General features: G+C 65.4%; 21 protein-coding genes. 1 reads left to right on the forward strand and 20 read right to left on the reverse strand.

Going from position 1 to position 19375, the window contains the following annotated elements:
* The first annotated feature begins 99 nt into the window (after positions 1-99).
* Positions 100-1062, forward strand: a complete 963-nt coding sequence (locus ACIRA7_RS04520; RefSeq protein WP_396219625.1) for a TerC family protein — start codon at positions 100-102, stop codon at positions 1060-1062.
* A 22-nt stretch (positions 1063-1084) separates the two neighbouring features.
* Here the strand turns inward: ACIRA7_RS04520 and ACIRA7_RS04525 are convergent, their stop codons facing one another.
* From ACIRA7_RS04525 to ACIRA7_RS04620, 20 genes are all read right to left on the reverse strand, one after another.
* Positions 1085-1681 (reverse strand): anthranilate synthase component II, encoded by a 597-nt coding sequence (locus tag ACIRA7_RS04525; protein ID WP_396219626.1) that lies wholly within the window; start codon positions 1679-1681, stop codon positions 1085-1087.
* An 11-nt stretch (positions 1682-1692) separates the two neighbouring features.
* Complete coding sequence (xerD, locus tag ACIRA7_RS04530; protein WP_396219627.1) at positions 1693-2628, reverse strand: site-specific tyrosine recombinase XerD; 936 nt, start codon at positions 2626-2628, stop codon at positions 1693-1695.
* The gene (locus ACIRA7_RS04535) at positions 2625-3233 is read right to left on the reverse strand and encodes a DedA family protein (protein WP_396219628.1); all 609 of its coding nucleotides are present in this window, start codon (positions 3231-3233) and stop codon (positions 2625-2627) included. The genes xerD and ACIRA7_RS04535 overlap by 4 nt, the downstream gene beginning before the upstream one ends.
* Positions 3234-3288: 55 nt before the next feature.
* Positions 3289-3777 (reverse strand): 2-C-methyl-D-erythritol 2,4-cyclodiphosphate synthase, encoded by a 489-nt coding sequence (gene ispF / locus ACIRA7_RS04540; protein ID WP_396219659.1) that lies wholly within the window; start codon positions 3775-3777, stop codon positions 3289-3291.
* 2 nt (positions 3778-3779) lie between these two features.
* Complete coding sequence (gene mqnC / locus ACIRA7_RS04545; RefSeq protein WP_396219629.1) at positions 3780-4826, reverse strand: cyclic dehypoxanthinyl futalosine synthase; 1047 nt, start codon at positions 4824-4826, stop codon at positions 3780-3782.
* 39 nt (positions 4827-4865) lie between these two features.
* Positions 4866-5714 carry a menaquinone biosynthesis protein gene (locus ACIRA7_RS04550; protein WP_396219630.1) on the reverse strand — a complete coding sequence of 283 codons (849 nt, stop codon included), beginning with the start codon at positions 5712-5714 and terminating at the stop codon, positions 4866-4868.
* A gap of 5 nt (positions 5715-5719) precedes the next feature.
* A complete protein-coding gene (locus ACIRA7_RS04555) occupies positions 5720-6916 on the reverse strand; it encodes a CofH family radical SAM protein (RefSeq protein ID WP_396219631.1) in 1197 nt (398 codons plus the stop codon).
* A gap of 69 nt (positions 6917-6985) precedes the next feature.
* Positions 6986-8227, reverse strand: coding sequence for a beta-ketoacyl-ACP synthase II (fabF, locus tag ACIRA7_RS04560; protein WP_396219633.1), 1242 nt, complete (start codon positions 8225-8227; stop codon positions 6986-6988).
* Positions 8227-8466: an acyl carrier protein gene (locus tag ACIRA7_RS04565; RefSeq protein WP_396219634.1), complete on the reverse strand. Its 240-nt coding sequence runs from the start codon at positions 8464-8466 to the stop codon at positions 8227-8229. The genes fabF and ACIRA7_RS04565 overlap by 1 nt, the downstream gene beginning before the upstream one ends.
* Positions 8467-8581: 115 nt before the next feature.
* Positions 8582-9340: a 3-oxoacyl-[acyl-carrier-protein] reductase gene (fabG, locus tag ACIRA7_RS04570; RefSeq protein WP_396219635.1), complete on the reverse strand. Its 759-nt coding sequence runs from the start codon at positions 9338-9340 to the stop codon at positions 8582-8584.
* A 31-nt stretch (positions 9341-9371) separates the two neighbouring features.
* Entirely contained in the window at positions 9372-10319 is a 948-nt protein-coding gene (gene fabD / locus ACIRA7_RS04575) for an ACP S-malonyltransferase (RefSeq protein ID WP_396219636.1), read from the reverse strand.
* Between the two features lie 35 nt (positions 10320-10354).
* Positions 10355-11353: a beta-ketoacyl-ACP synthase III gene (locus ACIRA7_RS04580; RefSeq protein ID WP_396219638.1), complete on the reverse strand. Its 999-nt coding sequence runs from the start codon at positions 11351-11353 to the stop codon at positions 10355-10357.
* Complete coding sequence (gene plsX / locus ACIRA7_RS04585) at positions 11350-12384, reverse strand: phosphate acyltransferase PlsX (protein WP_396219639.1); 1035 nt, start codon at positions 12382-12384, stop codon at positions 11350-11352. The genes ACIRA7_RS04580 and plsX overlap by 4 nt, the downstream gene beginning before the upstream one ends.
* Positions 12385-12386: 2 nt before the next feature.
* Positions 12387-12569 (reverse strand): 50S ribosomal protein L32, encoded by a 183-nt coding sequence (rpmF, locus tag ACIRA7_RS04590; protein ID WP_396219640.1) that lies wholly within the window; start codon positions 12567-12569, stop codon positions 12387-12389.
* Between the two features lie 38 nt (positions 12570-12607).
* Positions 12608-13120 carry a YceD family protein gene (locus ACIRA7_RS04595; protein WP_396219641.1) on the reverse strand — a complete coding sequence of 171 codons (513 nt, stop codon included), beginning with the start codon at positions 13118-13120 and terminating at the stop codon, positions 12608-12610.
* A 114-nt stretch (positions 13121-13234) separates the two neighbouring features.
* On the reverse strand, positions 13235-13660 hold the full coding sequence (gene ndk, locus ACIRA7_RS04600) for a nucleoside-diphosphate kinase (protein ID WP_396219643.1): 426 nt from the start codon (positions 13658-13660) through the stop codon (positions 13235-13237).
* A gap of 3 nt (positions 13661-13663) precedes the next feature.
* Complete coding sequence (locus ACIRA7_RS04605) at positions 13664-14566, reverse strand: CBS domain-containing protein (RefSeq protein WP_396219644.1); 903 nt, start codon at positions 14564-14566, stop codon at positions 13664-13666.
* Between the two features lie 124 nt (positions 14567-14690).
* Positions 14691-15563 carry a succinate--CoA ligase subunit alpha gene (sucD, locus tag ACIRA7_RS04610; RefSeq protein WP_396219645.1) on the reverse strand — a complete coding sequence of 291 codons (873 nt, stop codon included), beginning with the start codon at positions 15561-15563 and terminating at the stop codon, positions 14691-14693.
* Positions 15560-16705, reverse strand: coding sequence for an ADP-forming succinate--CoA ligase subunit beta (sucC, locus tag ACIRA7_RS04615; RefSeq protein WP_396219646.1), 1146 nt, complete (start codon positions 16703-16705; stop codon positions 15560-15562). Before sucC ends, sucD begins: the two co-directional genes overlap by 4 nt.
* Before the next feature lie 129 nt (positions 16706-16834).
* On the reverse strand, positions 16835-19363 hold the full coding sequence (locus ACIRA7_RS04620) for a UPF0182 family protein (protein ID WP_396219647.1): 2529 nt from the start codon (positions 19361-19363) through the stop codon (positions 16835-16837).
* Between the last annotated feature and the right edge of the window lie 12 nt (positions 19364-19375).

Consider the following 19375-nt stretch of genomic DNA (forward strand, 5'->3'; position numbering starts at 1 on the left):
TTCGCTTGGGCGTGGTTGCAGCAAAATTCACGCCAGTTAAGATACGCAGCGCGGCGCCTGAAGGCAAACACGTCGTCGTTTCCCCCTTTCGCCTCTTGCATGCCGACGACCTGGTGGTGGATCGCCTTCAACGCAATGGTGCTCGCCCTGTTGGCGTTGGACCTCGGCGTCTTCAACCGCAAGGCCCACGTGGTGACGGTCCGTGAGGCCCTGGGGTGGAGCGCGGTCTGGATTGCCCTCGCCATCGGTTTCGGGCTCTGGATCGGGTCGGCCATGGGGCGTCAGTCCATGCTCGAGTTCTACGCGGGCTACTTGGTCGAGCAGGCGCTGTCGGTGGACAACCTGTTCGTGTTCATCCTGATCTTCGGCTATTTCGGCATTCCGTCCGAGCTGCAGCACCGCGTGTTGTTCTGGGGCATCATCGGTGCGCTTTTCATGCGCGGCGCGATGATCGGGGCGGGCGCCGTCCTGATCGCCCAATTCCACTGGATCATCTACGTCTTCGGCGCATTCCTCGTGTTCACCGGTGCCAAGATGGCCTTCGGCGGTGACAGCGAGATCGAGCCGGAATCGAATCCCGTCATCCGCCTCCTCCGGCGCTTTCTTCCCATCACGACGACGTTCCACGGCGAGCGCTTCTTTGTACGTGAGCGTATCGATGGCACGGCCGCGCGGCTCGTTGCCACGCCGTTGTTCGTGGTGCTCGCGCTCGTGGAAACCACCGACGTCGTGTTCGCCGTCGATTCGATTCCCGCCATCTTCGGCGTCACGCGGAATCCTTTCCTCGTGTTCACCTCGAATGTGTTCGCCATTCTTGGCCTGCGCTCGATGTACTTCGTGCTGGCCGGCGTCATCGGCAAGTTTCACCTGCTCAAATACGGCCTGGCGCTCGTGCTGGTATTCGTCGGCACGAAGATGCTCGTCTCGGAGCTCTGGCCGGTGGGCATCGGGGTTTCGCTCGGTATCGTCGGTACTTTGCTGGCGGGCAGTGCGCTACTCTCGCTCGTGATCTCGCCGAAAGCGGCGGCTGTGCCCGAAGCAACCGCCGGCGACGCCGCGTAGAGACGCCGCGTAGCGACTCGGCCTAGCTCGCTACTCCGCGGAAGGCGCGCGACATCGCCAGGAAGTTGACCAGCAGCTCACGACCGTGCTCGGTCAGAATCGATTCGGGATGAAACTGCACGCCCCACACGGGATGTGCGCGATGCTGCAGCGCGTGGATCTCCTGCGCATCGTCGACGGCGACCGCCGTCACGAGCAACTCGGCCGGCAGCGTGGCATGCTCGACGATCAGTGAGTGGTACCGCATCACGCCGAAGGGCGATGGTATCCCGGCGAAGAGCCCTGTGCCGTTATGGACGAGCTGCGACATCTTGCCGTGCATGACTCTGGCGGCCCGCGTGACGACGCCACCGTACGCCTCGCCGATCGCCTGATGCCCCAGACAGACCCCGAGTAGTGGGATGGAAGCGCCGTAGCGCTGAATTACCTCCACCGAAATGCCCGCCTCGCGGGGCGAGCACGGCCCAGGGGAGACGACGATGGCATCGGGGGACATGGCACCGACCTGATCGACGGTGATGGCATCGTTCCGATGCACCTCGATCGTCTCACCGAGCTCGCCGAAGTACTGCACGAGGTTGTACGTGAACGAGTCGTAGTTGTCGATGACGAGCAGCATGGACGTCGAGGTCAGGGACGCGGATGGAACTGGCGGTGCACGCTTCGAAGATACTCGCGATCCACATGCGTGTAGATCTGTGTCGTGGCGATGTCGGCGTGGCCAAGCATCTCCTGCACGGCGCGGAGGTCCGCCCCCCCTTCCAGAAGATGGGTCGCGAAGGAGTGCCGCAACGTGTGCGGCGAGACGGCTTTCTCGATCCCGGCCATCGTGACGTACTTCCGCAGGATCTTCCAGGCACCCATCCGCGTGAGCGGCTTCCCCTGGGCGTTGAGAAACAGGATGCCCTTCCCTTCTCCTCGCTCGAGCACCGGGCGCAGTTCGCGCACGTACACCGCGACGGCGCCGATTGCCGATCGGCCGATGGGAACGAGCCGTTCCTTGTTGCCCTTGCCCAGCACGCGCACCAATCCGTCCTCCAGCAACACATCCTTGAGCGCGAGTCCGATCCACTCCGACACGCGCAAGCCCGCGCCGTACGCCAGCTCGAGCATCGCTCGGTCGCGGAACGCCAGACGTTCATCGAGCCCAGGAGCGGCCAGCAGCTTCAAAACCTCCTCCACACCGAGCACCTCCGGTAAGGTGCGGAATCGTGCCGGCGAATCGAGTCGCTCGGTGGGATCGTGGGTCACCAACCCTTCGGCCAGCATGATGCGGAACCAGGTGCGCAACGCCGAGATGTTCCGGCGAATCGACGTTCCGGCAAGCCCGAGATCCTTGAGGTGATACACGAATTCACGCAGCGTGCCCGGCGTGATCGCGCTCGGGTTGGCCACGCCTTGCTCCCGCATGAACACGGCGCAGCGAACGACGTCACGACGGTAGGCCTCGATCGTGCGCGGCGACGCCCCTTCCTCGAGCGACAACGCATCCTCAAACGCGAGCAGGTGGAATCCGCGACGCAGGGCCTGCTCTTCCGGGGACGGGGACGGCAGCGACGCGGTCATCGACGACGGCTCTGCGCTCGCCACCACATCACGCCGATCGTAACGACCACGATACCAGCGGCGACCAGACCAACGGTTCGCTGCTGTCCGGCAATCCTCTCGAGCAGCGCGTCCGCGTTTGCGCCGGCTCGAAAAGCCAGGACGCACACGAGACCGTACCACGCGCCCGAGGCCAACGACATGGCGATCAGAGCACGCACGGCACCGATACCCATGGCGCCCGCGAGTGGTGGCACCACGGCTCGGACGCCAGGCAGAAAGCGGCTCACGATCACGGCGACCAGCCCCTGCGTCTTGAAACGCTCGGTAATGCGCTCGGCAGCACCAGCCGGAAAGAGTACCGGGAACCGCCGCAGCAGCCACGGCAGACCATAACGATGTCCGAGTCCGTACATCAGCATGGCTCCGCCGATGTTGCCCAGCATCGTGGCGAGCCAGACGCCAAGCGCACTCCCATTTCCCCGAGCTGCGACGAAGGCCCCGAGGGCGATCACGGTGTCCGCCGGCACTGGGGGAAAGACATTCTCGGCGAACGCCGCGAGCACGAGCGCACCGTATAGCAACGGCTCCGGCAGCGACGACAACCATGCGAGAAGGTCGGTCATGCACCCATCCGGTGCATGGGCGATGCCGCAGTCCCTGCGGCGGCGGTGCGGCGAATCAGCGGCGTGGTAGGACGGTCGCGGTGGCCATGACCGCCAGCCCTTCCTCCCGGCCGATCCAACCCATTGACTCGTTGGTCTTCCCCTTTACGAAGACCTCCGTATCCGAGACGTCGAGCAGCTCCGCGAGCCGCGCGCGGATCGCGGCGCGATGCGGACCGATCTTCGGACGTTGTGTAATCACCGTGATGTCGACATTCCCCACGTGCCAGCCGGCCTGGTGAAGCCGCGCGACGGCGGCCGCCAACATCACTGTCGAATCCTTCCCCTTGTTGGCGGCATCGGTGTCGGGAAACATCTCGCCGATGTCGCCCAGCGCCGCTGCCCCGAGCAGCGCGTCGGTGACGGCATGGCAGATGGCGTCCCCATCGGAGTGGCCGGCGCAATGGATGTCGGCCGGGATATCGACGCCGCCCAAACGCATCGGCCCGCCCTCGCCGAACCGGTGCGAGTCGTAGCCGATGCCAACGCGCAGCGGCAGCGTGATGCTCACGCCGCCACCGTCGCGTGCGCCTGCGTACCCGTGGTGATGAGCGAATAGTCCTGACGGCGCCGTGCGGGCGAGAAACCCGCATCGCGAATCAGCCGGTCGAGCTCATCGACGGTCGTGCGATGCGTCGTGTTGGCCGCCGATACGACGTTCTCCTCGATCATCAACGAGCCGAAATCGTTGCAGCCGTAGTTGAGCGCCATCTGCCCGACCTTCATCCCCATCGTGACCCAACTCGACTGCAGGTTGGGCACGTTGTCGAGTACGATGCGCGAGATCGCCACCGTGCGCAGATAGGTCACGGCGTCGGTCTTGGGCATGTGCGACATCGACGGCGTGTTCTCCGGCTGCAAGGGCCACGTGATGAAGGCCGTAAAGCCGCCGGTGCGTGCTTGGAGCGCCTGGACACGCTGGAGATGCTCGATGCGCTCGGCGAGCGTTTCCCCGATGCCGTACATCATCGTCACCGACGTCTTCATGCCTTCGTTGTGCGCGAGCTCCATGATCTCGAGCCAACGGTCGGCGCCGGCCTTCTTCGGTGCCACGATGTCACGAACGCGTTGTACGAGAATCTCGCCGCCGCCGCCTGGAATCGAATCGAGGCCGGCGGCCTTGAGCTCGCGGATCACATCGCGCGCGTCCATGCGGAATCGCGTTGCGAAGAAATCGACTTCGCTGGGCGAAAAGCCGTGAATGTGAATCGGATGATGCCGCTTGATGTAGCGCATCAGGTCCAGATACCACTCGAACGGGATGTACGGGTTGTGCCCACCCTGAATGAGGATCTGCACACCGCCCAGCGCCTTCGTTTCCTCGATCTTCTCACCAATCTGCTCGAAGGACAGGGTGTACCCTTCCCCATGCTTCGGACGACGGTAGAAGGCGCAGAACCCGCAGTCGGCCACGCAGACGTTCGTGTAGTTGATGTTACGGTCGACGATGTACGTGACCACGCCGTGGGGATGCTTCGCCTGCCGTACGCGATCGGCTTCCATGCCGAGTTCGAGCAGCGGCGCGTTGGTATAGAAATCGAGAAGGTCACGCATGGATGATTCTCTTGCGACCGGCGGCTTGCAGGAAGTCGATCACGCGGCCGGCAGGAAGGCGAGCGTGCCATCGGGCACGCGCCCAGCCAGAACGAGTCGACGGAAGAATTCAGTGAGGCCCGCGAGGTGCGGGTAGGACAAACGGTAATCCAACCCGGAGAAGTACTCCGCGCAGGCTTCGCGCGACACCCCTGTGGCCAGCGCTGCTTGGGCGGACAGCTGATCGAGATGGGCCAGTCCCCAATCACGCGACGCGATCAGCGAGGCATGTGCCGCAAGGGCGTCATGGACCGGCGCGCGACGCTGGGCCACCCAGACGGCGAAGACGAAGGGCAATCCCGTCCAGTCCTTCCAGACGCCTCCCAGGTCTTCTCGATGCGGGTAGCGAACCGCCCACGATCCACCACGGTTGGCCTGATCGAAGAGCTTGAGCGCGGCGTCACCGATCACAAGGCGCGCCTCATGCGGTTCGTCTTCGAAGCGGGCGACGTCCGCCAGCTCGGCATCACCCGGCACGAACTCGGGACGGCAACGCCACACGTGCTCGAACAAGAGCTCGAGCAGTGCGACCGACGTCATGGAGCTCCGACTGACGATCACCTTTTGTCCACCCAGTTCCGACGGCGGACGTTTGCTGAACAGCATGACACTACGCACCGGCCCGTCACTCGTGATCGCCAGCTCGGGGAGCAACAGATACCGCTTTGCATCGCGCGCGTACTCGACGGCCGACACGACGCTGACATCGAGATCGCCGGCGGCCATCAATCCGTTGAGGACCGTCGGGAAACCGGTGACCAGACTGCCGTCGAGTGGTACGATTCCACGATCGATCGCGCCATACACGGGAAAGCAGTTGATGTAGGGGATGCGTCCGACACGCAGCATGACGGTCAGCCTGCCGCGCCGGCGAGCGGCGCCGGCGTCTCGTCGATCGCGCCAGTCTGGTCGGGTTCGAATTCGCGCAGCACGCGGTAAAACGAATCCCGCTCCGCGGGCACCTTACCAGCGCCGCGGATCAGTCCGAGGAGCTGCGGCAGCGTCATGCCTTGCGGGGTGTGCGCGCCGACGGCGTGGTAGATCTTCTCGCGGACCACCGTGCCTTCGATGTCGTTCACGCCGAAGTGCAGTGAGATCTGCGACACCGGCGTGGACACCATGATCCAGTGCGACTTGATGTGCTCGAAGTTGTCGAGGAAGAGCCGGCCGACGGCCAGATTCCGCAGGTCATCGAACCCGGTCGTCGCGGTGCCTTCGCGGCCGAGCGTCTTCCCGAGTTCGTTGTCATCGGGGTGATACGCGAGCGGGATGTAGGCGAGAAAGCCGCCGGTTTCATCCTGCAGTTCACGCAGCATGTTCAGGTGCTGCATACGATCCTCGAGCGTCTCGATGTGCCCGTAGAGCATTGTGCAGTTGGACCGGATGCCAAGCTGGTGCGCTGTGCGATGCACGTCGATATAGTCGGTCCCGCCGAGCTTCTTGTCCGCGATCACGTCGCGAACGGCGGCACTGAATGTCTCCGCGCCGCCGCCGGGCATCGTATCGAGGCCGGCTTCACGTAAGGCGATCAGCACATCGGCCCGGCTCATCTTTTCGATCCGCGCGATGTGCGCGATCTCGACGGCAGTCAGGGCCTTGATGTGTACCTGGGGATGCCGTGCCTTGAGCGCGCGGAACATCGTCTGGTAGTACTCAAGCCCAGCCTCCATGTCGAGGCCGCCCACGATGTGGAACTCGCGGGTGATCGAGCCGTCGGCCCGGTCGGATTCGGCGAGCACCTGCTCGATGCTGTAGCGGTACGCGCCCGCTTCCTTCGGCAATCGCGCATACCCGCAAAACACACACGTCTTGCGTAGGACGCAAACGTTGGTGGGGTTGATGTGCTGATTCGAGGCGAAGGTGACCCGATCACCGTGACGCGCTCGGTTGGCCGCGTCGGCCATGGCTCCCACGCCGAGCAGATCCGGCGAGCGGAAGAGCGTGACACCATCGGCGATGGACAAGCGCTCACCGGCGCGCAACTTCTCCCCAATGGGGCGCAGCGCGGGGTCACGAAGGCGATCGAGATCGAACGGAATGGAGACGGGCATCAGGGCGTACTCGGGCAAGTGCGCGAACCATTCGCGCAGACCTTCACCTCGATGAACGCCCCGACGGGCCTAGTCGTGCCACCGTCGGAGTGCGATCGAGACATTGTGACCACCGAAACCGGAACTGTTCGAGATCGCGACATTCACCGGCCGCGCCCGCGGCGTGTTCGGCGTATAGTCGAGAACGCACTCCGGGTCGGGAGTCGAGTAATTGATCGTGGGGGGAACCATGTTGTCGCGCATCGCCAAGGCACAGGCGATGAACTCGACGGAGCCGGCGGCACCAAGCATATGTCCGGTGGCCGACTTGGTTGAACTCACTGAAAGCACATGCGCATGCTCGCCGAACACCGCCTCGATGCCTTTGGACTCGTTGGGATCGTTGAGTGGTGTGGACGTACCGTGCGCATTGATGTAATCGACGTCGGTCGGCACGAGGCCGCCGTCCTGCAGCGCGCCCCGCATCGCCCGCTGCAGTCCCTCGTGCGCGTCCGGCTGACCCGTGAGATGATAGGCATCCCCTGTCGCGCGGTAGCCGACGATTTCGCCGTAAATGCGAGCGCCGCGGCGACGGGCGTGCTCAAGTTCCTCGAGCACCACCACGCCGGCCCCCTCACCCATCACAAAACCATCACGATCCTTGTCGAACGGCCGCGACGCGCTGGCTGGCGACTCGTTCCGCGTGGACAGCGCACCCATGTTGGCGAACCCGCCGATTGCCATCGGGGTGACCGCCGCCTCGGATCCGCCGGCGAACATCACATCGGCATCGCCGTACTGGATGATGCGGAAGGCATCGCCGATCGCATGGGCGCTCGACGCACACGCCGACACCGTGGCGTAGTTGGGCCCCTTCGCCTGGAGCCGCATCGACACGAGCCCCGCGGCGATGTCGCCGATGAACATCGGAATGAAAAACGGCGAAATCTTGCTCGGGCCCAGCGACCGATACACATCGTGCTGGTCCTCGAAACTCCGAATACCACCGATCCCGCTGCCGATGATCACACCCATCGACTCCGGGGCGATTGCACCCGGAATGATGCCCGCGTCGGCCGCTGCCTGTACGGAGGCCGCCATGGCGTAGTGCGAATACACATCGGCGCGCTTCACTTCCTTGCGGTCCATGCACGTGAGCGGGTCAAACCGCTTCACCTCGCACGCAAAGCGCACCGAATACTGCGACGCGTCGAACTTCGTAATGTCAGCGCCCCCGGACACGCCGGAGAGCAGAGACTGCCAGGTCGTCGCCACGTCGTTTCCGACCGGCGTAACGGCACCAAGCCCCGTAACGACGACCCGCCGCCGCATTAGCCCGCGACCTTCGCCTCAAGGTAGGCTACCGCGTCACCGACCGTGCGGAGCTTCTCGGCGTCCTCGTCCGGGATGTCGATCTCGAACTCTTTCTCGAATTCCATCACCAACTCGACGATGTCGAGCGAGTCGGCGCCGAGGTCTTCGATGAAGCTCGCCTCGGGCGTGAGCTTCTCGCGCTCCACTCCGAGCTCCTTTTCGATGATATCCTTGATCTTCGACGCGTGATCCGACATGGGAACGATCCTCTGGGATGATGGAGTAGTTGAGAAATGGGAAGTTAGCCATGCCACGGCGTCGCTGGGAGGGCTTGACGGCAAGAACCGCAAAGTTCACCCCCAGCCGCCGCCTCTACATAACCATGCCGCCGTCCACCACGAAGACCTGACCGGTCACATAATTGGTCAGGTCGGACGCGAGCACAGCGACCATGCTCGCGATGTCCTCGGCGCTACCGAGGCGCTCGAGCGGGATCCCCGCACTGAGCGTCTGGCGGGCCTCCGGCGTCATCGCCGCCGTCATGTCGGTGTCGATGAAGCCGGGAGCCACTACGTTGGCCAGGATATTCCGTGACCCGAGTTCCTTGGCGATCGACTTGGTCATGCCGATCAACCCCGCCTTGCTCGCCGCGTAATTGGCCTGCCCCTTGTTGCCGATCAGGCCGACGACGCTGGCCACGTTGATGATGCGGCCGTACCGGCGCTTCATCATGCCGCGCGAGGCGGCACGACACGTCGCGAACGCCCCGCGCAGATTCGCATTGATCACGGCGTCCCAGTCGTCGTCCTTGAGGCGAATCAGGAGGTTGTCCCGGGTCAGGCCGGCGTTGTTGACCAGAATGTCGAGCTGCCCGAAATCCTTCTCGACGGACTCCACGAGCGCGATGGCTTGCCCTGTCTCGGAGACATCGGCGGCGTACCCCCGCGTCTCGACGCCCGTCTGTGCGGCGATCTCCCGCGCGGCGGCGTCAGCGCGGGCCTGATCGCGTCCGGTTACGGCAACCCGCGCCCCGGCCGATGCCAACGTGCCGGCGATCGCGCGTCCGATGCCGCGGGTCGATCCGGTCACCAGCGCCACGCGACCGGTCAGGTCGATGCGAAGTCCGCTCATGAAACAGTCGTGGGGTTCGGGTTCGCGAACGTTACACGGCGCCGCCGGCGAGGGCGAGCAGCTTCTCGACCTCAGCGACGGTCCCGCACGAAAGAGTCTTCACCGACGGCGCTTGACGTCGTAGGAGGCCGGTGAGTACCGCCCCACTGCCGATCTCGACGAAGGTGGCATCCGGGTATTGCTCGACCAGCAGGCGACTGACGCGGGTCCACTGGACGGGCGCGGTGAGCTGCCGCACCAGGAGTTCACCGGCGACGCTGGCTGACCTGACTGGCGCCGCGTTGACGTTGGCCACGACCGGCACCCTCGGGTCGCTCCATACTTCCGCCTGCAGCGCGTCCTGGAGTCCGCCGACAGCCGGCTCCATAAGCGGCGAGTGAAACGCACCACTGACCGGCAACGGGAGGCAGCGCTTGGCGCCCGCCTCCTTGGCCAGTTCCATGGCTCGCTCGACTCCGGCCACCTCACCGGAAATCACCACCTGCTCGTCGCTGTTGTAGTTCGCCGGCACGACGAGACCGCGCTCGGCGCTGGCCTGCACGCAGATGTCGTCGATCGGCGCCGACAGCACACCCAGAATCGCCGCCATCGCGCCCGGGCGGGCCACGCCCTGTTCGTACATCAACGTTCCGCGTCGGCGCACAATACGCGCGGCAGCCGCCACGTCGATCGCACCGGCGACATGATAGGCCGAGAACTCGCCGAGCGAGTGACCTGCCGCGGCGCGGACCGACGGACCGATCGCGCGCTGCACGACCGACCAGACGGCGGCGCTGTGCGCCAGCAAGGCTGGCTGCGCGTTGAGGGTGCGCGTGAGGTCGTCGGACGGCCCGTCGAACGCGAGCGTCGAGATGGACGCCCCGACGGCGTCATCGACCGCTTGAAAGACTTCGCGAGCCGCAGGAAAGGCCTCGGCGAGATCCTTGCCCATCCCCACCTTCTGCGACCCCTGACCGGGCAGCAGCAGCACGTATTCCATGACGGTCCGGATGTCGAGGGCGGAGTGCGGGTCGCTCAGAAACGAGCGACCAGCGATCCCCAGGTGAAACCGGCGCCAAACGCCACGAACAGCACGGTTGTTCCGTCCTTCACGCGTCCCTGCTCCACCGCATCACTGAGCGCGATCGGGATCGAGGCCGCGGAGGTGTTGCCGAATCGATCGACATTGACGAAGACCTTGTCCATTGAGATGCCGGCGTGCTTCGCCGTGGCTTCGATGATCCGCACGTTCGCTTGGTGCGGAATGAGCAGATCGACATCGGCCGCCGTGAGGCGCGCGCTGTCGAGCGCCCGATCGGTGGCTTCGGCCATGGAGCGAACGGCGTGTTTGAACACTTCGCGGCCGGCCATCCGCACGTAATGCCGCTTCTGCTCGAACACTTCGGGCGAGAACGGCTCCGCGCCGCCGCCCGCCGGACGCCAGAGTAGCTCGGTGAGCGCTCCATCGGAGCGCATGAACGACGAAAGCACGCCCTTCGTACCGCCCCGTTCCTTGTTGCGGCGCAGCACGGTCGCCCCGGCGCCGTCTGCGAACAGGATGCAGGTGTTGCGGTCGGTCCAATCGACGATCGTACTGAGCTTTTCGGCGCCGATCACGAGGACCGTATCGGCCGAGCCACTCGCGATCAGCGATTCCCCCATAATCGCGGCATAGAGCCAACCGGAGCAGGCCGCCGAGATATCGAAGGCGGCAGCCCGCGTGCACCCGAGCGCGGTCTGAATCTCCACCGCCGTGGCGGGAAGCAGGTGGTCGGGCGTTGCTGTTCCGAGAATAATGACATCGATCTCGCCCGGCTGCACGCCAGCACGGGCCATCGCGATCCGCGACGCCTCTGCGGAGATAGACGTCAGCGTCTCGCCGTCTTTCGCGATATGGCGCTGCTTGATGCCGGTGCGATCGACGATCCACTCATTGTTCGTTTCGAGCCCCATCGCCGTAATGTCGGCGTTGGTCATGATGTTCTTCGGGACAGCATGACCCGTCCCGGCGATGTAGGCGATCGGTCGCTTCATGCGGCGTTTCCGGACGTGGTTGGCATGGATTCGGCGAGGCGCCGGCCGATCTCGTCGGACATGCCGGACTCGTAGGCGCGCAGCGCCACCAGGATCGCATTCTCCATCGCGCGCGGCGAACTCTTGCCATGCGAGATGATGCTGACGCCCCGAACACCGAGGAGGGGAGCGCCGCCCTGTTCGTCGACATCGAGCTGTGTCAGCGAGCGGGCAATCTCACGGGCATCAAGCCCGGCGACGTTCGCGACCATCCCGATGAGCATGGGGCCAATGCTCTCGTAGAACTTGAGCAGCACGTTGCCGGTGAAGCCATCACAGACGACGACGTCGATGACACCGCGATCGCAGCGCCCGTTGGGAATGTCGCGCCCCTCGATGTTGCCGACGAAGTTGAGTCCGGAGGCGAGCAGTCGCTGATGCGCATCCTTCACAGCCGCGTTGCCCTTCTCCGCCTCTTCGCCAACCGAAAGCAGTCCAACGGCCGGGTTGCTCCGCCCGAGCAAGGCGCGGGCATAGACGGTGCCAATGCGGGCGAACTGCACCAGTTCCTCGGGTGAGCAATCCATGTTCGCGCCCGAATCGAGCACCAGGATCGGATCGTTGGCCGTGGGAAAGAGCGTGCCGATCGCCGGACGTGTGAGGCCGCTATGCAACTTGAGGTGCACGAGGGATGCGGCCATCTGGGCGCCGGTGTTCCCGGCGGAGACGAAGCCGTCGGCGTGCCCATCCGCCACGCGTTTGATCCCGACGACCATGGAGCTGTTGGTCTTGCCCCGGAGGGCGACGGAAGGCTTGTCCGTCATGGCGATGACCTCCGGCGCGTCGATGATCGAGAGTCGATCACGGACACGCGCCAGCGAGGCGAAGTCGCCGCGCACAAGCGCGTCGAGCTCCGCCTCGATGACCGAGGACTGCCCTACGAGTTCGATGTGATGCTGCGGGGGCAGCGCTCCGAGCGCTTGAAGTGCGCCGGCGATGGGGGCCCGAGGGGCGAGGTCACCCCCCATGGCATCCACGGCAATGCGCGCCAAGTTTACGCTTCCTGCGCAGTTACCCGCTGCTCACCCGCGTAGAATCCGCACCCGTTGCACACGCGGTGCGGGCGCTTCATCGTGCCGCACTGCGGGCACGACTGAATGACGATGGCGGGCGCGACCTTGTGGGTGTTGCGGGCGCGCTTCCGCCGCTTAGATGTGCGGCGCTTCGGTACGGCCATGGGACTCTGACCTGAACGTTCGAGACGAGAAGAACCGTTTAGGCGTCGGAGCCACGCAGATCGCGCAGTCCGGCCCAACGGGGATCAGTTGAGGGAGCACAGCGGCATGCTCCCGTATTGCGATCGGCACCACAGGTCGCGCAGAAGCCCAGACACTCCTCCCGACAGAGCGCGAATGCCGGAACGGCCAGCAGCCATTCCTCACGCACTGCCGGACGAAGATCGAGCTCGCGCGCGCCAGCGGGGATCGGGAACACGTCCTGCTCGTCCGCGTCGTCGAGACCCGACTCCGCAAACAGGAGATGAACGTCTTCCGATACAGCAACCGTTACGTCGGACAAGCAACGCCTGCACTCCGTGACGGCTGCCCCTTCCAGCCGGCCGCTCAGATAAAAGCGACCGTGACCTGCGGCGGAAAGCCGGCCAGTGACCTGCACACCGGCCCCTGCCGGACGCGTGTCCTGGGACTCCCACACCGGATCCGATGTGTCGAGCACGCCGTCAACGCTCTCGGCGCGAGCTTCCAGGCTTCGGATGTCAAAGCACAGCATAGCCGTGTAACGTAGAGCGGGAGCCCCACTGACACAAGGGCTCCCGAGCCATGACTTTCCTCCGGTCGGCACGTCCAAGTAACGCGCCGACCGCAAGTTAGCTAATGCTGATGCTCAGCTCGCGAGGATGTCCGTACCCGCGAAGAAGAACGCGGCTTCGATCGCCGCGTTCTCATCGGAGTCGGACGCATGAATCGCGTTCCGCCCCTTTGACTCGGCGTACAGCTTCCGCACCGTGCCCTCGGCCGCCTCGGCCGGGTCGGTGGCGCCGATCACCGTGCGCAGCGTGGCCACGGCATCGTCGCGCTCCAACACGAGCGGCATGCATGGACCGCTGGTCATGAATTCGACGAGCTCGCCGAAGAAGCCGCGCTCGCGATGCACGCCATAGAACTCGCCCGCCTGAGCGGTCGTGAGGTGCGTGACGCGAGCCGCCTTGACGGTGAAGCCCGACTGCTCGAGCAGGGCGATGATGAGGCCGGCCTTGCCATTGGCGAAGGCGTCCGGCTTGACGATGGTAAGAGTGCGACGACCAGCCATAAGTCAGGATCCGATCAATTTGCGAACGATGTCCCCGCGCGTGAGGAAACCGACGAGTCGGTCATCCTTCACCACGGGCACCCGCTCGACGTCCTTGTTGAGCATCAGGGACGCCACCTCGGCGAGCGGCTGCTCGGGCGCCACACACAGGACCTGGCGGGTCATGATGTCGCGCACCGTGCGCCGCGCCGCGGCTGGCGGCTGGGGTGCGTTCGCACCCCCGGCGCGAGGAAGATAATGACTCAGGAGATCCCGCAAGAGCTCACGTTCACTCAACATGCCGATCACCCGGTTGGACTCGTCCACGACGGGGAGCCCGCCAACGCCGGCCCGGAGCATCTCGAGCACGGCGCTCCGGAGGGGCACGTCGGGGCCGACGGTCCGCGGACGCTCCGACATGAGCTCTCGCACCGTCAGCTGAGCCGGCAACGTCAGTCCCGCGAACTGGGGCAGCGCGAGGAGCTGCCCGGGAGTCTCGGCCGACAGCGCCGCCGTTACCGTGGACGCGGTGGACAGCACGCGGACCAGGGCGCTGACCACCTGCAGATGACGCGCCAGTTGCCGGGGCGGCGCGCACACCAGCACCACGACGCGCGCCCGCTGCATCGCATGGTCGTCGAGGACGCGTACTACGTCGTTCGGGGCGACGCCGATCGACACCACCAGATCCCGCACGGCGTCGGTCCGATAGTGCAGCACGAACGCCCGATCGGCGAGCGCCACGAGGTCTTCGCTTCGTGCCTCCTCGATCCGCTCGCGCAGGAGGTCGGCATTCGACAGGGCGCCGCTCCGGTCGAGCGCCCGACAGAGCGCTTCCGCGGCATCGGCAACGGTGCCCGCCACCAGCGGCATGACGATGCGGGAGGCGACGAGTAGATCGGAGACGCGTTGCGGCGAGGTTGGCATGCGGGAAATCTGCGCGCTCGTGCGTGCGCGACGCAGGGGGACGTCATAAAGAAGGGCGGATCACGTCCGTCGTGATCCGCCCTGCTCTCTGTCTCGGCCCTCGGTGCCGCAGCACCGAGCGCGATTAGGTCAATCGCGCTTTGATCAGGTCGACGAAGTCCACCGGGCGCTGGGCGACACCCATGCCAGCCGCCAGGAATGAGTCGATCTTCTCGGCGGCCGTCCCTTCCGAGCCGGAGATGATCGCGCCAGCGTGACCCATACGGCGGCCCGGCGGCGCCGTCTGACCGGCGATGAATCCAACGACCGGCTTCTTCATGTGCGCCTTGATGAACGCGGCGGCTTCCTGCTCGTCGGTACCGCCGATCTCACCCATCATCGCGATGGCCTTGGTCTGCGGATCCGCTTCAAATGCCGCGAGGCAATCGATGAAGTTCGTGCCGTTGATCGGATCTCCCCCGATGCCGACGCACGAGCTCTGGCCAATACCGGCCTTCGTCAGCTGGTTCACGATTTCATAGGTGAGCGTGCCGGAGCGGCTCACGACGCCAACGTGACCGGGCATGCAGATACGCCCGGGAATGATGCCCACCTTCGACTGGCCGGGCGTGATGAGCCCCGGGCAGTTCGGGCCGATCAACCGTGCGCCATGTTCCTTGACGTACGGATACACCTTGGTCATGTCCAGCACGGGCACGCCTTCGGTGATGCAGACGATGAGCTTCACGCCGGCCGCGGCCGCTTCCATCATCGCATCGGCGGCGAACATCGGCGGCACGTAGATGACCGACGTGTTGGCGCCCGTGGCCTGCACGGCGTCGTGCACCGTATCGAAAATCGGTACCGTGCCTTCAAACGTCTGACCGCCCTTGCCCGGCGTGACGCCGGCGACGACCTGCGTTCCGTATTCGATCATTTGCTTGGCATGGAACGAGCCGTCGCGGCCCGTGATGCCCTGCACGATCAGCTTGGTGCCGTTGTCAATAAAGATGCTCACGCGGCACCTCCCTTCGTTGCGAGTTCCACGGCGCGCTGCACGGCCGCATCCATGTCGTTCGACGCCGAGAAGCCGTTGTCCTGCAGAATCTTCACGGCGATCTCCTCGTTGGTGCCGGTGAGGCGGATGACGATGGGCACCTTGAGCGGATTCGCCTTGGTCGCCGTGACGATGCCATTGGCCACGTCATCGGTGCGCGTAATGCCGCCGAAGATGTTGAACAGAATGCATTTCACGTTCGGATCGGACGTGATGATGCGGAGCGCGTTCACGACCTTTTCCGGATTCGACGAACCACCGATGTCGAGGAAGTTTGCCGGATCGCCTCCGTAGTACTTCACGAGATCCATCGTCGCCATGGCAAGACCGGCGCCGTTCACGACGCAGCCGACGTTGCCGTCGAGCTTGATGAACGTGAGGCTCGAATTCCGCGCATCGACTTCGCTCGGCGCTTCCGACGATTCGTCACGCAGGGCGGCGATCTCCGGGCGGCGATCGAGTTCGTTGTCGTCGATGACCATCTTGCCGTCGACCGCGATCAGTTCACCCGTCGGCGTGAGCACCAGCGGATTGATCTCGGCGAGCGAGCAGCCGGCGTTCATGAAGGCGGTGTACAGTTGCTGCATGATCTTCGCCGCCTGGCGCGCGAGCTTGACGTCCTTGAACAGGAAGAAGCCCATGCGCATCGCTTCGAACGACAACAGGCCGTAGCGCGTGTCCACCGGGTGATAGAGGATCAGCTCCGGCGTCTTAGCCGCAACTTCTTCAATGTCGATACCGCCGGCCGCGCTCACCATGAACACCGGCTTCTTGGTTGCCCGGTCGACGATGATGCCGACGTACGCTTCGGAGCCGATGTCGGCCGCGACCGTGACGAGCACCTTCTCGACCGTCAGATCCTTGATCGTCATGCCGAGGATGGCCGTCGCCTTCTCTTTGGCTGCCTCCGGCGTCGGGCAGAACTTCACGCCGCCGGCCTTGCCACGCCCGCCGGCATGCACCTGCGCCTTCACCATCACCGCGACGCCGTAGCGCTGTGCGATGGATTCCGCCTGTTCTGGCGTTGTCGCGATCTCGCCGGGCGGGATCGGCACACCAGCCGCCCGCAACAGCTCTTTCGCCTGATACTCGTGTAGGTTCACGCGTTCTCCGAATCGAGGAAGGTCATCGGTTCAAGGTGGTCGTGCCTGACGACAGCAACCGGCCTGTCGTGCAAAGCCCGCCCGTACGTACTCAGCACCGTGAACCGGCGATGCCGAGCACGGCCGCGTTCATTGCGGCGGTCGTTCCAATACGCGGCCCAGACTGTCAAACGCTGCACCAAATGCGACCCAGTCGCCACGGCGCAGCGCCTCGCGCATCGCCGTGTACCAACGGCGGGCCGCGTCGGACGACGCGCCCTGCTCGACCGACTCGTCGTGGGGCACCGCTGGTATAGGGATATCACCAAGTCGTCCCAACGCGTCGGCCAACGTCGCGCCGACGCCCAGCCGTAGGCCGTCGGCCGCCACGAACCGGGCGATGGTGGGTGGACCGTCACCACGATTCCACAGCAGTGGCTGGACCATGAGCGGCCCCGTCGTGGTCATGATCGTCGTAATACGACCGTTTCGGAAGCGCGGCTCGCGACGGGCACCGTCGGGCAGCGCCACGCGCGCGCTGTCCAGCGCGGCCTGCATCCGCCCGGCGACCGCTCCCCATTGCAGACGGGGGTTCGTCGTCGAATCCCACCACGTTTGCCGAGCGATGCCGCCGCCCACGGTGACCACGCCGTTGATCCGATCCGCGCCGTCCAGCAACGGGACGCTCCACGCGACCAGACGCTCGCGCGGGTCGCCGATCCAATGCGGGGGGGGCGCACCACCGACCAGCGCGCTGTCCGGCAGCCGTCGGCTCACCGATCCGTCGCGCCGCGAGCCGTAGCGCGCGAACGTCTTGATCTGCGCCATCGCACTCTCAGTGGCCGGCGGCAGCTGCGCCACGAGGGGCGGGGGCAATTCGCCCGTCACGGCGAACAACGTCGGTAGTCGCGTCATCCACGTGCGCGTCGGCGGATCGGGCCGCGGGGCGGCGACGAGTCGCACCCGTCCCGTCGCCGCTTCGACCACCGCGGTCGCGGCCAGCCGAAAGTAGCTGTACACGCCTGACCCCAGCTGCCATTGCTGGCTGAGCGGATAGCGATCGGAGGCGCTGTACAGCTGAAGCGTCCAGTACAGTCGACCCGCATACACGAGCGGCAACACGTCACTGCCCTGCACGAAGATGGGTGCGAGCCGCTCGACCCGGTCGCGCACGTCACGATGCGTGACCAGCAACGGCTCGACGGTCGTGCTGTCGGTGTCGAGCAAGGACAAGTCGCGCAGTGCCCACGCATGCGCGATCCGCGCACGGAGCGTTGTGAGCGGGACGCCACCAACCCCACGGGTATGCCGGCCGTCGATCCGGCGCGCGCCGCGCAAGCCTGGCCCAACCAGCTGGGCGTCGCTCGCATCGGCATCCCCCGTCGGCGCCAACTCGACCTGGCTGTCACGTACGGTCGGACGCGTGGCATCGACCGCCGATACGAGCCAGCCTTCGGCGCTGCCGACAGGACGACGCACGACCAGCGCGGTGGGGCGATCGCCGACCACGGTCCACCCAATCGGCGACACGTCGACCATCGCTGGTTCCGGAGAGCCCTCCTCGCGCGGCTCGCTCTCGAGCGCACGGGTCGCGGGCACGGCGAACGCCAGCGTGGCGCGATCCCAAAGGCTCAGTTGCGTTGGCACGGCGGCACGCGCAAGGCGCGTTTGCGCGGCGGCTACGCTGTCGCGCGGTACGGCACGGATCCCGTCGACGTCGAACGCGCGCCGGCTGTAGAGTGCGCGCGACGCGAGGTAGTCACGATCGCGCGTCGCAGGGTCGCCGAGTAGGCTGGTACGGGCAAGCACGGCGGGAGCCACATGCCGTAGCCCGACAGCGGCTGCCAAGATGACCGTCAGCGTGAGGAACGCCGCACGCAGCTGCCCGACCCAGCCCGTGCGAAGCACTACCAGGGCAGCGACGGCACTCCCGAAAGACAGCACAGCGTCCATCCGGAGCGTGACACGATGATCGACCTTGAGAAACAGCCCGTCAGGTCCGCTGCCCTGCTGCAACAAGTCAAACGCATCGAGGCGGTAGCTCCACGCGAGGAGCAGAAGGACGAGGGCACCCAAGGCACTGAGATGGCGGCGGACATGCGTTGACGCGGCGACGCGGCGCCCTTCCATGCGGAGACTACGCGTCAGTGCGTACAGCACGACCACGAGCGCGGTGACCGACACGACGGAGACCAGCGCCCAGAGGTACAGGGTCTCCTCAACTGGCAACCAGTAGCGATAGAAGCCGAGATCGCGCCCCAGCACGCCTTCGATTTCACCGAATGCCAGCCCGTGACGCAGCAACGCGAGGTCTACCCAGTTGGTAAGGGGTATCGCGAGTCCGCCTCCGACCAACACCGCCAGCGCCGCCGTGGCCGCCAGCAGGCGTTCGCCAGAGATCATCGTGGTCAGTTCAAGATTCGCCACCCGCGAAGGTACCGCGACCGCCACGATCGTGCGGCGTACGGCATGCAAATTGGCGAACGCGAACAGCGCCCCCACGCCCCACGCCCCGCCCTGCAGGATTGCGGTGTCGATGACTTGTTCCCAGAACAGCGCCGGCAGACCCATCGCGGTGAACCACGCGTGATCGACGAGCATCGCCGTGACCGCGCGCCCGACGAGCAGCAACGCGGCGGCGATCGCCAGACCGAACATCAGCCCGCCGCGCGCACCCATCTCAGCGACCCG

The organism is Gemmatimonas sp. (assembly GCF_044376735.1).
Classification (GTDB): Bacteria; Gemmatimonadota; Gemmatimonadetes; order Gemmatimonadales; family Gemmatimonadaceae; genus Gemmatimonas.

Excerpts from the sequence above, each read along its gene's own strand:
- ACIRA7_RS04520 (WP_396219625.1), top strand. The coding sequence starts at position 100 with ATGCCGACGACCTGGTGGTGGATCGCCTTCAACGCAATGGTGCTCGCC.
- ACIRA7_RS04525 (WP_396219626.1), bottom strand. The coding sequence starts at position 1,681 with ATGCTGCTCGTCATCGACAACTACGACTCGTTCACGTACAACCTCGTG.
- xerD (WP_396219627.1), bottom strand. The coding sequence starts at position 2,628 with ATGACCGCGTCGCTGCCGTCCCCGTCCCCGGAAGAGCAGGCCCTGCGT.
- ACIRA7_RS04535 (WP_396219628.1), bottom strand. The coding sequence starts at position 3,233 with ATGACCGACCTTCTCGCATGGTTGTCGTCGCTGCCGGAGCCGTTGCTA.
- mqnC (WP_396219629.1), bottom strand. The coding sequence starts at position 4,826 with ATGCGTGACCTTCTCGATTTCTATACCAACGCGCCGCTGCTCGAACTC.
- ACIRA7_RS04550 (WP_396219630.1), bottom strand. The coding sequence starts at position 5,714 with ATGCTGCGTGTCGGACGCATCCCCTACATCAACTGCTTTCCCGTGTAT.
- ACIRA7_RS04555 (WP_396219631.1), bottom strand. The coding sequence starts at position 6,916 with ATGCCCGTCTCCATTCCGTTCGATCTCGATCGCCTTCGTGACCCCGCG.
- fabF (WP_396219633.1), bottom strand. The coding sequence starts at position 8,227 with ATGCGGCGGCGGGTCGTCGTTACGGGGCTTGGTGCCGTTACGCCGGTC.
- ACIRA7_RS04565 (WP_396219634.1), bottom strand. The coding sequence starts at position 8,466 with ATGTCGGATCACGCGTCGAAGATCAAGGATATCATCGAAAAGGAGCTC.
- fabG (WP_396219635.1), bottom strand. The coding sequence starts at position 9,340 with ATGAGCGGACTTCGCATCGACCTGACCGGTCGCGTGGCGCTGGTGACC.
- fabD (WP_396219636.1), bottom strand. The coding sequence starts at position 10,319 with ATGGAATACGTGCTGCTGCTGCCCGGTCAGGGGTCGCAGAAGGTGGGG.
- ACIRA7_RS04580 (WP_396219638.1), bottom strand. The coding sequence starts at position 11,353 with ATGAAGCGACCGATCGCCTACATCGCCGGGACGGGTCATGCTGTCCCG.
- rpmF (WP_396219640.1), bottom strand. The coding sequence starts at position 12,569 with ATGGCCGTACCGAAGCGCCGCACATCTAAGCGGCGGAAGCGCGCCCGC.
- ACIRA7_RS04595 (WP_396219641.1), bottom strand. The coding sequence starts at position 13,120 with ATGCTGTGCTTTGACATCCGAAGCCTGGAAGCTCGCGCCGAGAGCGTT.
- ndk (WP_396219643.1), bottom strand. The coding sequence starts at position 13,660 with ATGGCTGGTCGTCGCACTCTTACCATCGTCAAGCCGGACGCCTTCGCC.
- ACIRA7_RS04605 (WP_396219644.1), bottom strand. The coding sequence starts at position 14,566 with ATGCCAACCTCGCCGCAACGCGTCTCCGATCTACTCGTCGCCTCCCGC.
- ACIRA7_RS04620 (WP_396219647.1), bottom strand. The coding sequence starts at position 19,363 with ATGGGTGCGCGCGGCGGGCTGATGTTCGGTCTGGCGATCGCCGCCGCG.